Below are 14,824 nucleotides of genomic sequence, written 5' to 3'. Positions count from 1 at the left end.
CGGGTGAGCACCTCCACCACCGCCCCACCGCGCCCCGACGCGGACCTCGTCGGCCGCCTGCGCGCCGACCTGCGCTCCTCGGGCTACACCGTCGACGGCGTGGCCGCCCTGCTCGGCCCGCTGGCCGGCGCCGCGCTCGACCGTGAGCAGACCCTGCCCGCGCAACGGGTCACCGCCGAGGCCGACACGCCCGTGGCCACCCTGGTGCGGCTGTTCACGCTCGGTGACGCCGTCGACGAGGCCGAAGCCGGGGCGGCGCTGCCCACCCTGGGTGTCACCGGCGCCCTCGACCTCGGCCTGGTCACGCTGCAGGGCCCGGGCGTCGTCGCCACCTGCGACCTGCGCCCCTACGGCGACGAGCACCACGAGTGGTGGGTGGCGTCCGACCTCTCCGAGCTCGCGACCCGCCAGCCGCTGCGCGAGGACCACGTCCTCGGCATCGGGGGCGCGTCCACCACGCTGGCCTCGTGGACGCCTCGACCCGAGGTCGAGCGTGCCCTCGACCTCGGCACCGGCTGTGGCGTTCAGGCCCTCCACCTCGGCGCCCACGCCCGGCACATCACCGCGACCGACATCTCCGAGCGGGCCCTGGCCTACGCCCGGTTCAACGCCCTGCTCAACGAGGTCGAGTGGGAGCTGCGGGCCGGTTCGATGCTGGACCCCCTCGCAGGGGAGCGGTTCGGCCTCATCGTCAGCAACCCGCCGTTCGTGATCACGCCGCGCCGCGCGGGCGTGCCCCTCTTCGAGTACCGCGACGGTGGCGCCTCGGGCGACGCCGTCGTCTCGGGCCTGGTCCGCTCGATCGGCGAGCACCTCGAGCCCGGTGGCATCGCGCAGTTCCTCGGCAACTGGGAGATCGTCGGCGACGCCGACTGGCGTGAGCGGGTCCGCGGCTGGGTGTCCGAGACCGGGCTCGACGCCTGGGTGGTGCAGCGCGAGCTGCAGGACCCCGCACAGTATGCCGAGACCTGGGCCCGCGACGGCGGGCACCACAGCGCGACGGCGGAGTTCGCCGCGATGTATGCCGCGTGGCTGGACGACTTCGCCTCCCGTGGCGTCACGGCGATCGGTTTCGGGGTGATCACCCTGCAGCGCCCGGCGACGCAGCGCGAGCCGTTCGTGCACCTGGAGGAGGCGACCGGGCGGGTGGCCACACCCATGGGCCCGGCGGTCCTGGAGGGCCTGCGGGCGCGCACCTGGCTCGCCGAGCACAGCGACGAGGACCTGCTCGCGGTGGCTTGGACGTGCGCGCCCGACGTCACCGAGGAGCGGCACGGGCGTCCGGGGGCCGACGACTCCAGCGTCATCCTGCTCCGGCAGGGCGGCGGGCTGGGGCGGACGGTGCGGCTCGACACGGCGATGGCCGCCTTCGCGAGCGTCTGCGACGGCGACCTGACCGCGGGTCAGGCGCTGGCCGCCATCGCCTCGCTCCTCGAGGTCTCCGACGAGGAGCTGCGGGCCTCCGCCCTCCCCGTCATCCGTGAGCTGGTCGCCGACGGCATGCTCGTCGGGCTCCCGGATTCGCCCACGGCATAACCAGTCGAGTCCCCGTCAGGCCTCGCCTAACCTGACCGGGTGACCCTCGTCCGCCTGGTCCGCGAACACCTGCGCCCCTACGGCAACCTCGTCGCGGTCCTCGTGGTGCTGCAGCTGGTGGGCACGATGGCCTCGCTCTACCTGCCCAGCCTCAACGGCCAGATCATCGACGAGGGCGTGGCCAAGGGCGACACCGGCTACATCGTGACGGCTGGCTCGTGGATGCTGGCCATCTCGCTGGTGCAGATCGCCGCGACGGTCGGGGCGACCTACCTCGGGGCGCGGTCGGCAGCGGGACTGGGGCGCGACCTGCGGGGCTCCGTGTTTGCCCGCGTCACCGAGCTCTCCGCCCAGGAGGTCTCGCGCTTCGGTGCGCCGACCCTGATCTCGCGCAACACCAACGACGTCACGCAGGTGCAGCAGGCCGTCTTCATGGGCCTGGCGTTCATGGTGTCCGCCCCGATCATGATGGTCGGCGGCGTGGTGATGGCCCTGCGCGAGGACGTCGGCCTGTCGTGGCTGGTGGCCGTGGCCGTGCCGCTGCTGGCCCTCTCCGTGGGCCTGGTCATCCGGCGGATGGTGCCGCAGTTCCGGCTGATGCAGGAGTCGGTCGACTGGGTCAACCGCATCCTGCGCGAGCAGATCACCGGCATCCGGGTGGTGCGCGCCTTCGTGCGCGAGGAGCACGAGCGGGAGCGGTTCGGTGCGGCCAACACGCAGTACACCGGGACCGCCCTCGCGGTCGGCCGCCTCATGTCGCTCGCCTTCCCGCTCGTCATGCTCGTCTTCAACGCCTCCACCGTCGCGGTGCTGTGGTTCGGCTCGCGCCGGGTCGCCTCGGGGGAGATGCAGATCGGCGAGCTGACCGCCTTCATGTCCTACCTGATGCAGATCCTCATGTCGGTGATGATGGCGACCTTCATGTCGATGATGCTCCCGCGGGCGACCGTCTCGGCGGGACGCATCGGCGAGGTGCTCGCCACGACCTCCAGCGTCGCCGAGAAGGAGCACCCGGTGGCCCTCCCGAGCGGCCGCACCACGGTCGAGCTGCGCGACGTGGAGTTCACCTACCCCGGCGCCGACGCCCCGGTGCTGCGGGGCGTGTCGCTGACGGCGGAGCCGGGCCACACCACCGCGATCATCGGCAGCACCGGCTCCGGCAAGTCGACGCTGGTCTCGCTCGTTCCCCGGCTCTACGACGTCACCGCCGGGTCGGTGAGGCTCGCGGGCGTCGACGTGCGCGACGCCGGTCTGGAGGACGTCTGGGCGCGCATCGGGCTGGTGCCGCAGCGCCCCTACCTCTTCACCGGCACCGTGGCCAGCAACCTGCGCTACGGAGACGCCGAGGCGACCGACGACCAGCTCTGGGAGGCCCTGCGGGTCGCGCAGGCCGACGACTTCGTGCGGGCGATGCCCGGCGGCCTCGACGCCCCGATCGCGCAGGGCGGCACCAACGTCTCGGGCGGGCAGCGCCAGCGCCTGGCCATCGCGCGAGCCATCGTCGCCAGGCCCGACGTCTACCTCTTCGACGACGCCTTCTCCGCGCTCGACCTGGCCACCGACGCCCGGCTGCGGTCGGCCCTGCGCCCGGTCACCCGTGACGCCGCCGTCATCGTCGTGGCCCAGCGGGTGTCGACCATCGTCGACGCCGACCACATCGTGGTGCTCGACGGCGGCCGGGTGGTCGGGTCGGGGCGCCACGACGACCTGCTCGCGACCTGCCCCACCTACGTCGAGATCGTCGAGTCGCAGCGCGGCGCCGAGGAGGTGGCGGCGTGAGTGAAGGGGTGAAGACCGAGGAGGAGCGGGCCGCCGAGGCGCGGCGCGGACCGGCGGCCGGTGCTGCCAGGCGCGGGCCGCACATGTCGGTGGGGGTGCCGGTCGAGCGGTCGAAGGACTTCGGGCCCTCCGCGAAGCGGCTGCTCGGCCTGCTCCGGCCCGAGCGGACAGCATTGGCCGCGGTCCTGGGCTTCGCGGTCGTCAGCGTCACGCTGTCGGCGATCGGGCCGAAGGTGCTCGGCCGCGCGACCGACCTGGTCTTCACCGGTGTGGTGGGCAGCCAGCTGCCCGAGGGGGCCACCAAGGAGCAGGTCGTGCAGGGCCTGCGCGCCCGCGGCGACGACACGCTCGCCGACATGGTCTCGGCGCTCGACGTGGTGCCGGGCCAGGGCATCGACTTCACCGCCGTCAGCCTGGTGCTCCTGACCGTGCTCGGCATCTACGCCGTCGCCGCCGTGCTCGCGTGGGCGCAGGGCTGGATCCTCACCGGTGCGGTCAACCGCACGATCTTCGCCCTGCGCCGTGACGTCGAGGACAAGCTCGGCCGACTGCCCCTGCCGTACTTCGACGCCCAGCCTCGCGGCGAGCTGCTGAGCCGCGTCACCAACGACATCGACAACGTCGCCCAGAGCCTGCAGCAGACGCTGAGCCAGCTGCTCACCTCGCTGCTCACGGTGGTGGCGATGGTGACGATGATGCTCGTCATCTCGCCCCTGCTGGCGCTCATCGCGCTCGTGACCATCCCGCTGTCGATCGTCGTGACGACGGTGATCGGCAAGCGGTCGCAGCGCCATTTCGTGCAGCAGTGGAAGAGCACCGGCGAGCTGAACTCGGTCGTGGAAGAGACCTTCACCGGGCACGGCCTCGTGAAGGTGTTCGGCCGCCAGCACGAGACCGAGGCGGCGTTCGCCGCCAAGAACGACGACCTGTATGCCGCCGGGTTCGGCGCGCAGTTCGTGAGCGGCATCATCATGCCGACGATGATGTTCATCGGGAACCTCAACTACGTCGCCATCGCCGTCGTGGGCGGGCTGCGGGTGGCGAACGGCTCGATGAGCCTCGGCGACGTCCAGGCCTTCATCCAGTACTCGCGACAGTTCACCCAGCCGCTCACCCAGGTCGCCTCGATGGCGAACCTCATGCAGTCCGGAGTCGCCTCCGCCGAGCGGGTGTTCGAGGTCCTCGATGCGCAGGAGCAGCGGCCCGAGCCGGCCTCGGCGCGCGCGCTCGAGGCGCCCCACGGGCGGGTGGAGTTCCACGACGTCTCGTTCTCCTACCGGCCGGACACCCCGCTCATCGAGCACCTCGACCTCGTGGTCGAGCCTGGCCAGACCGTCGCCATCGTGGGCCCGACCGGGGCCGGCAAGACGACCCTGGTCAACCTCGTCATGCGGTTCTACGAGCTCGACGGCGGGCGCATCACCATCGACGGCGTCGACATCACCGAGCTGACCCGGCACAGCCTGCGCTCGCAGATCGGGATGGTGCTGCAGGACGCGTGGCTCTTCGGCGGCACCATCCGCGAGAACATCGCCTACGGCAGGCCCGGCGCGTCCGACGAGGAGGTGCTCCCCGCGGCGCGCGCGACCTACGTCGACCGGTTCGTGCACGCGCTGCCCGACGGCTACGACACCATGCTCGACGCGGAGGGCGGCAACATCAGCGCGGGGGAGAAGCAGCTCGTGACCATCGCACGGGCCTTCCTCTCCGACCCCGCGCTGCTGATCCTCGACGAGGCCACGAGCTCGGTCGACACCCGCACCGAGCTGCTGGTGCAGCACGCGATGGCGGCCCTGCGCAGCGACCGCACCAGCTTCGTCATCGCCCACCGGCTGTCCACCATCCGCGACGCCGACCTGATCCTCGTGATGGAGGACGGGCGCATCGTCGAGCAGGGTTCGCACGCGGAGCTGCTCGCCCGGGAGGGCGCCTACGCCCGCCTGTACGCCGCGCAGTTCAGCGGTGCCGCGGTCGACGTCGACACCGGCGAGGCCCCGGCTCCGGACGCGCCGGAAGAGCCGGACGAGCCGGACGAGCCGGCCGTCCCGGCGGCGACCGGTGCCGGCGGGAGCGGGCCCTAGCCGCACGGCATACGCCCCATCGTCCGCACGGCCGGGTTGGGCCGGAAACCGGCGCGCGCACAGCACTGCGCCTCTACCGTGGCGGGCGTGACTCTGGGGGAAGAGCTCGACCTGATCACCGCATCGGGCCAGTGGCGTGCGCTCGACGACCTGCTCGGTCGCCTCGACGCCGACGGTGTGCAGGAAGCCGAGCGCTGGTACCGCGCGAACCGCGCACCGCTGCACGCCGCCGCTCGGGACTGGAGCAGCCCGGTCGACCATGACGGGGTCAGGTCGTGCTGCGACCTGCTCGCGGTGTCCCTCGCGCCCAGCCCGGAGAAGGCCGCCGCCTGGTTCGGGTGGCACCACTACTGGCGCAGCGATGGTGGTGAGCCGCTCGCTGCGGTGGTCCAGCGCATGGGTGACCGGGGGCGGGAGTGGTGCGCGGCGTTCCTCGAGGCCGCCAGCACGAGGGTGTTCCGCGGTGACTTCGAGTCCGACGCGATCCGGCTGGCCCGGATCGGGCTCCCGCTGGCGGAGCACTTCGACCTGCCCCTGCCGATGGGTGGCTCGTTCGCGCAGGGGTGGACGGAGCACTACGGGCAGCTGATGTCGCAGGCTGCCTGGGAGGCTCGGCGGGGCACTGATGGGGTGCCGCGGCGGGCCGACCACCTGCCCCCTTCCGGGACCACGCGCCTGCGGTTCGACGAGCACGGCCGGCTGCGAGCGCACCGGCAGCTGGTGGCAGAGCAGACGCTCGCCGGGCAATGGCGCGTCGACCCCCTGCTGCGGGACGTCCTGCCGGCCGCCGTCGAGCGGCCCGGCACGCTGGGCACGCTCGTGAGCACCTCGGTGCAGGGGTGGGAGTTGGGCCCCGCAGTGGCGGCCATGGTGGACGAGGGGCGCCTCGAGCGCGAGCGCCTGCTGGAGGTCTGCCTGCAGGCGCTCACGCGTGACGAGCCGGCCGCGACCCAGAAGGCGCTGGCCACGGTGCTCACCGCGCTCGGGTTCTCGGCCGGGGACGCCAAGGGCCGGGTGCCGCTCCTGCTCGGTGCGATGGCCACGGCGCGCGGACCGGTCACGGCGGTGCTGCTGCCGGTGCTGCTCGACACCGTCTCGGGTCCGGAGGAGATGGCCGAGCTCGCGGTGACGGTGTTCTCCCGCAAGGAGAAGCGCCAGCGGACCGAGCTGCTCCGGGCGCTGGTGCACCGGGAGGCGGTGGACCGCTTGGGTCGCGAGGCAGTCGTGGCGGGCCTGGCCGCGGCAGCCGAGAGCGACGACGAGTCGCTGGCCGGGCGGGCCCGCCGCGCCCTGGCCGGCCTCGGGGTGGAGGCAGAACGCCCCGCGCCGCAGCCCGTCGCCGACCTGTGGTGCGACCCGGCGCCGGCCCCGCCGCCCCAGCCCTTCCGGCAGGTCGAGCCCACCCCGGAGGGGCTGACGGCCGCGCTGTCGGCCTTCAGCACGGGAGGGCTCGGCCACGTCACCGCCCGCTTCCTCGACGCCTTCGTCCGCTGGGCCTGGGACGACCGCGCGGGCTTCGCCGCCTTCCTCCGCAGCGCCTGGCCGCGCCACGACTGGCAGCGGCCCGAGGTCGTCAACCGGGCCGCCGACTGGGCCCACGGCGGCCTCGACCGGGCCCAGCACGAGAAGGAGGTCGCCAAGATCCGCTTCTACCACGGCGGGGTCTGGCGGCCCTACGTCTCGCACGACTGGCACCTGTCGTCGATGCCGGTCACGTGGGCCCTGGTGCGTCTGCACGTCTCCGAGACGCTGCTCGCCGCGGGGTCGGTGCCCTGCCTCCTCAGCACCCCGTCCGACGAGGGCGGCAGCGTCTCGTTCGACGACCTGCACAGCCGGCTGCGCTCCTACCGAGATGCACCCTGCGGCGAGCTCGACCTCTTCCAGGCCCTGCTGCGGCTCGAGCCGGTGGACCCGACGCGGGCCGACGAGCTCGACGGCGTCGTCGTCACGCTGCGGGGAAGGGAGGCCACCGGGCTGCGCCGGCTCCTGCGGGGCACGCGGTCTCCGGGCGCCGACGCCGCCGGGGTGGTGCGCCAGTGGGTGGCGGGCGGGGGCCTTCCCGCCCTCGAGGTCAGGGCCGCCGAGAGGGGCCTGCACGTGGGGCCGGCCGAGCTCCCAGTGCCGCTCGACGTCTTCCCGTCCGTGCCGCCCGACCTCGTGGCAGGGCATCAGCCGGGGCGTGACAAGGACTTCTCCGAGTACCAGGTGGCGGCCGACACCACGATCGACGTCGTGCCCCACTGGCCCGAGCTCGTCGTGGCGAAGACGCAGTCGTCGTTCGACCAGTCGTCCACGTCGTCGTCACGGTGGCTGGAGTGGCTCGTCGAGGCGCCGGGCATCGCCGGGCCGGCGGTGCACCACGCGCTGGCGGCCACCCTGGGCCACGCCGACGAGGCCGCTCGCCTGCGCGGCGTCGACGCCACGCTGGCCCTCATGGCGCGAGGCCGCTTCGACAGCGGGGACTTCGAGCGGGCCTGTCTCGCGCTCCTCGGCCGCGGCAAGCTCCGCCTGGCGCGCACCACCTCGGCGTGGGAGCAGGTCGTGCTCGGTGGCGGGATGAAGCCGCTCTGGCCCGCGGTCACGGCCGTCGTCGAGGCAGCCTGCCGGTTGGAGCGACGCCCGGCCGGCCTGGCCGAGCTGCTCTCGTTGGCCCGCCGGTATGCCGCGGCGGCGCCCGGTGCGGTGGTGCCGCCTGCCGTCGTGGAGATCGCCCGGACCAGGGGTGCGTCCAAGGTGCACGTGGAGGCCCGGGCCTGGGTGCGCGACGTGGAGGTCCCCGCATGACGTCCGCCGGCTACCGCGGGGCGTCGTTGATGTCGCCCACGGCGGACGGCTCACTGCTCGCCCTGGAGACCGCGCTCGGCCTGACGCCCACCGGGCCGGTCGAGCAGCCGCACTTCTTCACCGGCCTGCTGGTCCGGCCCGACGTGGCCGCGGCCGGCCTCCTGGCGGTCGCGGACGTGGCCGCCTCCCGGTACTTCGACGCGGGGCTCATGCAGCGCCTCGCCAGCCTCGACCCCGTGGTGACCGCCAGCGGCGACCGGCTGCGCTTCGAGTCGTTCTCGGCCTGCAACGGCGTCCACGCCCGGCTCGACCTGCTCGGCAACGGCATCGCCAGCGGCGAGGTCGGCTTCGGCACCACGAACGTCGACGTCAACCAGCCCCTGCGCACCGCCCTGGCCTCGGTCGGCCGTGAGGCACTGGTCCACCTCAGCGTGGGCGCCGACGAGCTGCGGGTCTCCACCCCGGAGGCCACCCACGAGGAGCGGAAGGTGGCGATGCCCGACCGGTGGGTGCGCGGCTTCGCCGAGGTGCCCGCGCTCGCGTCCGGTCTCGCGCACGCGGCCTCGCTCACCGGCTCGGCGGTGGTGCGGTTCCTGGCGGGGCTGCCCAAGCGGCAGCCCGGCCCGAGCCTCTACCTCGTGCCGGGGCCGGCAGGACTGCGCCAGAGCGCCCGACCGGTGCCGGGGGCGGTGCACCTGGCCGGCGCGGGGCGCTTGGCGGCAGCCGCGCGAATCGCGCGCTTCGCCACCTCGCTCGACGCCTTCAGCAGCGACAGCGGCGCGAGTGGCTGGGTGCTCCACCTGCCCGGAGCGCGGCTGACGCTGCTGCTCTCGCCCGAGCCCCACCGCGGCTTCTCGGGCGAGGGTGGGCTGCTGCGGGCGCTGAGCGCCGACACGGCGGAGGGGGCAGCCGCCCAGCTGCTCGAGTTCCTCGCCTGGGAGCCGGTGGTCGACCCGATCGCCCTGGCCGAGCTCACCGGGCTGTCGCTGGAAGGCGTGCACGGCGGCCTGGCCGTGCTGGCGACCTCCGGCAAGGTCGGCTTCGACGTCGTCGAGCAGAGCTGGTTCCACCGCGAGCTGCCGCTGGCCGAGCGGGTGGAACGCGACAACCCGCGGCTCGTCGCCGCCCGGAAGCTGGTGTCCGCCGGGGCGGTCGGCCGCGACGGTGACCGGTGGGTGGTCACCGTCGACGACCACCAGCACTGGGTCCGCGGGGTGGGCGAGGCCGCCTCGTGCACCTGCCTGTGGCACGCGAAGCACCGTGGGGGGCGCGGTCCGTGCAAGCACGTGCTCGCCGTCGCCATCACCACCGCGGACCCGGTGGGCTGACGACCCGTCGCGTCAGTGGTGCGCGGTGGGGAGCCGGGTGATCCAGTACCTGGCCGTCTCCGGCGAGGCGACGCCGAAGCGGGCGTTGACCGCCCAGAGCGAGCCCGCGGCCAGCGTTGCGGTGGACGGCACGTCGAGCGTGGAGTCCCGGAGCGCGGTGACCCAGCGGGCCCGCCACTCGCCGTCGTCGTGTGTCAGGCGCAGCACCGACACCTCGGCGTCTCCGCTGCCCCGCACGTCGTAGAGCACGTCGTCGTGCAGCTCCAGGCCGTCGCCTCCGGTCAGGCCCGGGCCACCCGAGACGGGGATCTCGGTGGCCTCGCCGGTCCGCGGGTGCACCTGCCAGAGCCCGCCGGCGCTGCTGTTGTTGAGAACGAGGCTGCCGTCCGGGAGCTGCCGGATCCCGTTGGCGTTGATGTTGGTCCCGTCGAAGGCGGGCCAGTCGCCGCCGAGCTCGAGGAACTCCGGCTCGTCGCTGGAGGGGTGGCCGTCGCGGTCGAGGTCTATGCGCGTGAGCCGGTCCCTGCGGGAGTCGGTGACCCACACTGCGCGGCGTGTGACGACTAGGTCGTTGAGGAAGACGGCGTCCGGCACGACGATGTCGTGGGCGACCGTTCCGCTCCAGGCCCGGACGGCCCACACGTGCGCGTCCGCCTCGACGTTACCGGCGGCCCACACGAGCCCGCTTCGCCTGTCGAACCACAGACCGCGCAGCTGGCGTCCCGTGGCGCCGGGCAGCAGCACCTTCGAGGTGCCGCGCCGCAGGTCGCCGGTCACGATGCGGCCGTCGGCGAGGGAGCCCACGTAGTAGCGGTCACCCGGACCCGACGTGATGCCCTCGGGTCGGATGCCGTCGGGGAGCCGCACGGTGTGGGGGAGGGAGCGGGAGGCGGAGCTCGACGCCGTGGCCGCGTGCGCACCCGGGAGCGGCACAGCGGCGGCAGCGGCAGTCAGGGTGGCAGCGGCCGAGGCCGAGCGGAGGAAAGCGCGACGTCCGAGAGTGGTTGAAACGGCCATTACCCATGGTGTGCACCTACCCCCGCGTAGCGCCACCCCCACCAGATGCGGCGTACCTGGACGGGGGTCTGCCGACCACCTCGGTGAAGTCGCGGGTGAAGTGGGCTTGGTCGTACCAGCCGAGCCGCGTCGCCAGGGCGGCGAGGTCGTGGCCCTCGCCGGCGTCGATCAGGGCCACCGCGTCGTGCAGCCGGTACCGGCGCAGCACCCACTTCGGACCCACCCCGACGTAGCGCCGGAACAGCCGCTGCAGGGTGCGCACCGATACGCCATAGCGATGGCAGACCGCCTCGACCGAGACGAGGGCCGGGTCGGCGAGCATCCCCGCGACGACGTCGAGGAGCCGCTCGTAGGCAGCATCGGCTCCCGGCCGCCGCGCCATCAGGAAGGCGTCCATGACGAGAACGCGCTCCTCGTCGGTGTCCGCCTCCAGCACTGCCTCGCGCAAGGCGTCCGCGGCGTCGCCGAAGGCCGCACGCAGGTCGAGCACCCGCCCGGTCCAGGCGCCGACGTCCTCCCCGGTGAACCCCCCGAACCCCCCCGGGCGGAACTTCACCCCGAACACCCGCCCCTCGCCGGCGAGGTCCACCGTGAAGCGTGTCGTCACCACGCCGTGCACCAGCGCGGCGGGCATCGGGATGCCATGGTGGGGCGTGGTGCCGGACTCCACCGACAGGTGCACGGCCGGGTGGGGCACGACCTCGGACCGGTACGCCGCGTCGCCGAGGTCCCAGCGCACGGTCCAGTAGTGCTCGACCCAGGTCTCCAGCTCGGGGCTGGCCGCCGGGCGGTCGAGCTCGACGACCGTGGCGTGCTCGCGGGGGCGGAGGATCCCAGCGGTGGTGGCCGTCGCGGGGCGGCGCGCATCGGGCGGGAGGCGGCGCGGGGCCGGCCGCGCGGCATACCTACTCGGCACCGCGGGTGTCGCGTTCGTCCAAGACCCCACGGGGGCAGCCTAGGCAGGCTGGCCGACATGAGCACCCACGAGATGACAGACCAGAACACCCGTACCCACGAGGCCCCGGCCGTGGGCCCCGTCCCCGACGGCTACACCTCGATCACCCCCTACCTGTGCGTGGACGGCGCCGCGGCCGCCATCGACTTCTACACGGCGGTGTTCGGGGCCCGGCTCGTCAGCCGCAACGACGGGCCCGGAGGGACGGTTGCCCACGCCGAGCTCGACTTCGGCAACGGCCGGATCCAGCTGAGTGACCCCGCGCCGGACCACAACCTGCGGGCGCCGGACGGCTCGGACGCCGTGACCCACTCCTGCGTGCACTACTGCGCGGACGTCGACAGGGTCTACGCCGCGGCGGCCTCGGCCGGGGCGAAGGGGTACGGCGAGCCCGAGACGTTCGTGACGGGCGACCGGTATGCGGCGTTGCTCGACCCGTTCGGCCACCGCTGGACCCTCATGACCCGGGTGGAGGACGTCGACCCCGCCGAGGCCGAGCGGCGGGTCGACGAGTGGCTCGCGTCGCAGTCCGAGGAGCAGGGCGAGTCGCAGGCCTAGCCGGGCCAGCGGGGATGATGACGACATCGGCCGCGCGGTGTGCATGATGCCTGTCCAGTCGTTGCGACCCCACGAGCGAGGACTCCATGGCCCCGAACCGCAGTTTCGTCAGCACGCTCACCGGCTCCTTCTCGACACCCGCCGCCGACAACCCGACCGTGGCGATGGTCGAGGCGGCCTACCGCGCGCTGGGCCTCGACGCCCGGTACCTCAACTGTGACGTCCAGCCCGAGGGCCTCGGGGACGCCGTGCGGGGCGCCCGGGCCATGGGGTGGGCCGGCTTCAACTGCTCGCTGCCGCACAAGGTCGCGGTGGTCGGGCACCTCGACCGGCTGGCCGGGTCGGCGCGGATCATCGGCGCGGTGAACTGCGTGGTGAGGCAAGGTCAGGACCTGGTTGGCGAGAACACCGACGGGCAGGGGTTCGTCAGCTCGCTGCGGACCGTGGTGGACCCGGCCGGTGCGTCGATGGTGCTCTTCGGTGCGGGCGGGGCGGCCCGGGCGATCGCTGTGGAGTCGGCGCTGGCAGGCGTGACGGAGCTGACCGTCGTCAACCGCGACCCCGGGCGGGGCGCCTCTCTCGCCGACCTGGTCAACCGGGCGACCCCGGCACGGGCCCGGCATGCCGTGTGGGACCAGACGTATGCCGTGCCCGCCGGGACGTCGATCGTCGTCAACTCCACGTCGGTGGGCCTTGCGCCGCACGGCGAGGACCGCATCGACGTCGACCTCGACAGCATCGGGCCGGGCATGCTCGTGGCCGACGTCATCCCGAACCCGCCGGAGACCCGGCTGCTGCGCGAGGCCGCCGACCGTGGCGCGGAGACCCTGGACGGCCTCGGGATGCTCGTCGAGCAGGGCGCCATCGCCATCGAGCTCTGGACCGGTGCCGAGCCCGACCGCGCGGTGATGCGACGCGCCCTGGAGGAGGTCTTCGACGGGTAGGGCGGCAGGAGGACAGGCGACCCGTCTCGCCCCGTCAGGTCACCACATGGCCTCGAGGTCGTCGCGGGCCAGGGCCGGTGGGTCGTACTTCGGCTGGTAGACCGTGACCGGCCGGGCACCGGGGACGTGGACCCGGATGGTCGAGCCCCAGGGCTGCTCCTCGACCTCGCCCTCGAAGCGGGCGCCGCGGGCTGCAAGCTCCTCCATGGTCGCCTGGAGGTCGTCGCACATGAAGGAGAGGTCGAAGTGCTGGTCCGTGCCGCCGGTCCGGCCCGCGTGCTCCCATGACGCGGGGTGCACGCCCATCTCGCTCGAGCCCGTCCTGAAGATCAGCCAGCCGCCGCCGGTGTCTACGCCGGGGAGCTGCAGGACGTCGCGGAAGAAGGCACGGGCGGCCTCGGGGTCATCGGCGTAGACGACCGTGTGCAGAGCGGTGATCATGCTCCACGGTAGGGGCCGCCGGCACCTCTCGTCACCGGGTGCTGGCCGCGGGCGAGCCAGCAGTCTCGGGGGCCGCGGCCTGGGGGCGCAGGCGCGGGCCGGTCAGCAGCAGGGGCGCGGCAGCGGCCAGGGCGAGGAGCCCCCCCGGCGAGCCACATCGCCCTCGCATCGAAGCCGAACAGGGCGCCGGCGAGCGGGGGCGCCAGCACCGTGCCGCCGATCGAGGCCGCGCCGTAGAGGCTCAGTGGGTGTGGCGGGAACGACGAGGCACCCGACGGCGGAGGCGAGAGAGGCCCCGGCCAGCGTCGGACGTAGTCCCCAGCGGTCGCCCACCGAGCCGCCGGCGAGGTTGCCGACGATCATGCCCACGCCCCAGACGGCCGCGATGGAGCCGGCGGCCGCCTCGCCCAGCCCGCGGTCGGACGCGAGGTAGAGGGGGACGAACACCCAGGCCATCGACCCGAGCGCGCCCACGAACCGGCCGACCAGCAGCCAGCGCACCCACCCCGGTAGCTCACGCACGCCGGGCATCCTGTCAGGCGCCGCCGACGTCGACGCCAGAGTGTCGGGGACGTGGCGTCCGCGGGGGCTCAGACGATGGTCAGGCGAACTGCCAGGACCGCTTGCTCAGGCCGAACCAGAACCCGTCGATGACGCTCTCGTTCTCCAGCGAGCCCGACTCGTGGGCCGCGCCGAGCGCGACGTAGAGCGGGGCCCAGTGCTCGGTGCGCGGGTGGGCGGCGTGGGCCGCCGGCGCCTTGTGCATGAAGTCGAGGACGGCGTCGACGTCCTGCCGCTCGAGGGCCTCGGCGGCCCAGTGGTCGAACTCCGAGGAGGCCGCCGGCACGGGTCCGTTCGGACCTGCGGCGGGGTTGAACCAGCGCAGGTTGTGGGTGGTGAACCCCGACCCGACGATCAGGGTGCCCTCGTCACGCAGCGGCGCGAGCTTGCGGCCGAGCTGGAAGAGGTGCTGCGGGTCGAGGGTCGGCATCGACATCTGGAGCACCGGGACGTCGGCCTCGGGGTACATCTCGACCAGCGGCACGTAGGCGCCGTGGTCGAGGCCGCGGCTCTCGTCGCGGTGCACCGGGGTGTCGTGGTCGTGCACGAGGCGGGTGACGCTGTCGGCGAGCTCCGGCGCGCCCGGGGCGGCATACGTCACCTCGTAGTACTTCTTGGGGAAGCCCCAGAAGTCGTAGACCAGCGGCGTACGGCCAGAGGTGGAGCTGAGCGCCAGAGGCGCCTCCTCCCAGTGGGCGGAGACCATGAGGATGTTCTTCGGCTTGCCGAACCTGGCCGACCAGTCGGCGAGCTGGCGGGTCCACACGGGGTCGTCGGCCAGGGGCGGCGCTCCGTGGCTGAGGTAGAGCACGGGCTGGCGGGTGGCGGTGTCGGTCACGG

At 73.5% G+C, this 14,824-nt stretch carries 12 protein-coding genes; 7 read left to right on the top strand and 5 right to left on the bottom strand.

The window, feature by feature from the left end; genetic code table 11:
• Positions 1-3: 3 nt before the first annotated feature.
• The 5 genes from P0Y31_RS00895 (at position 4) to P0Y31_RS00875 (ending at position 9,508) form a co-directional block, all read left to right on the top strand.
• Positions 4-1,536, top strand: coding sequence for a methyltransferase (locus P0Y31_RS00895; protein ID WP_275866203.1), 1,533 nt, complete (start codon positions 4-6; stop codon positions 1,534-1,536).
• Between the two features lie 39 nt (positions 1,537-1,575).
• Positions 1,576-3,315, top strand: a complete 1,740-nt coding sequence (locus tag P0Y31_RS00890; protein ID WP_275866202.1) for an ABC transporter ATP-binding protein — start codon at positions 1,576-1,578, stop codon at positions 3,313-3,315.
• A gap of 83 nt (positions 3,316-3,398) precedes the next feature.
• Entirely contained in the window at positions 3,399-5,396 is a 1,998-nt protein-coding gene (locus P0Y31_RS00885; RefSeq protein WP_275867050.1) for an ABC transporter ATP-binding protein, read from the top strand.
• An 87-nt stretch (positions 5,397-5,483) separates the two neighbouring features.
• Positions 5,484-8,180 carry a hypothetical protein gene (locus tag P0Y31_RS00880; protein WP_275866201.1) on the top strand — a complete coding sequence of 899 codons (2,697 nt, stop codon included), beginning with the start codon at positions 5,484-5,486 and terminating at the stop codon, positions 8,178-8,180.
• Positions 8,177-9,508 (top strand): SWIM zinc finger family protein, encoded by a 1,332-nt coding sequence (locus P0Y31_RS00875; RefSeq protein WP_275866200.1) that lies wholly within the window; start codon positions 8,177-8,179, stop codon positions 9,506-9,508. Before P0Y31_RS00880 ends, P0Y31_RS00875 begins: the two co-directional genes overlap by 4 nt.
• 12 nt (positions 9,509-9,520) lie before the next feature.
• On the opposite strand, the gene P0Y31_RS00870 is transcribed toward P0Y31_RS00875, so the two are convergent.
• Both P0Y31_RS00870 and P0Y31_RS00865 read right to left on the bottom strand, forming a co-directional pair.
• A complete protein-coding gene (locus P0Y31_RS00870; RefSeq protein ID WP_275866199.1) occupies positions 9,521-10,525 on the bottom strand; it encodes a hypothetical protein in 1,005 nt (334 codons plus the stop codon).
• A gap of 16 nt (positions 10,526-10,541) precedes the next feature.
• Entirely contained in the window at positions 10,542-11,471 is a 930-nt protein-coding gene (locus tag P0Y31_RS00865; RefSeq protein WP_275866198.1) for a helix-turn-helix domain-containing protein, read from the bottom strand.
• A 27-nt stretch (positions 11,472-11,498) separates the two neighbouring features.
• On the opposite strand from P0Y31_RS00865, the gene P0Y31_RS00860 reads away from it, so the two are divergent.
• On the top strand, positions 11,499-12,038 hold the full coding sequence (locus tag P0Y31_RS00860; RefSeq protein WP_275866197.1) for a VOC family protein: 540 nt from the start codon (positions 11,499-11,501) through the stop codon (positions 12,036-12,038).
• Between the two features lie 86 nt (positions 12,039-12,124).
• Entirely contained in the window at positions 12,125-12,982 is an 858-nt protein-coding gene (locus P0Y31_RS00855; RefSeq protein WP_275866196.1) for a shikimate dehydrogenase, read from the top strand.
• A 39-nt stretch (positions 12,983-13,021) separates the two neighbouring features.
• Here P0Y31_RS00855 and P0Y31_RS00850 read toward each other — a convergent pair whose 3' ends face one another.
• The 3 genes from P0Y31_RS00850 to P0Y31_RS00840 all read right to left on the bottom strand — a co-directional run bounded on the left by P0Y31_RS00850 (position 13,022) and on the right by P0Y31_RS00840 (position 14,822).
• A complete protein-coding gene (locus P0Y31_RS00850; RefSeq protein WP_275866195.1) occupies positions 13,022-13,423 on the bottom strand; it encodes a VOC family protein in 402 nt (133 codons plus the stop codon).
• A gap of 102 nt (positions 13,424-13,525) precedes the next feature.
• On the bottom strand, positions 13,526-13,945 hold the full coding sequence (locus P0Y31_RS00845; RefSeq protein ID WP_275866194.1) for an MFS transporter: 420 nt from the start codon (positions 13,943-13,945) through the stop codon (positions 13,526-13,528).
• Between the two features lie 79 nt (positions 13,946-14,024).
• Entirely contained in the window at positions 14,025-14,822 is a 798-nt protein-coding gene (locus P0Y31_RS00840; protein ID WP_275866193.1) for a class III extradiol ring-cleavage dioxygenase, read from the bottom strand.
• Between the last annotated feature and the right edge of the window lie 2 nt (positions 14,823-14,824).

It is taken from the genome of Knoellia sp. 3-2P3, from assembly GCF_029223115.1.
Classification (GTDB): domain Bacteria; phylum Actinomycetota; class Actinomycetes; order Actinomycetales; family Dermatophilaceae; genus Pedococcus_A.
The sequence above is the reverse complement of the archived record's forward strand: the minus strand, read 5'-3'. Positions and strand labels throughout refer to the sequence as shown.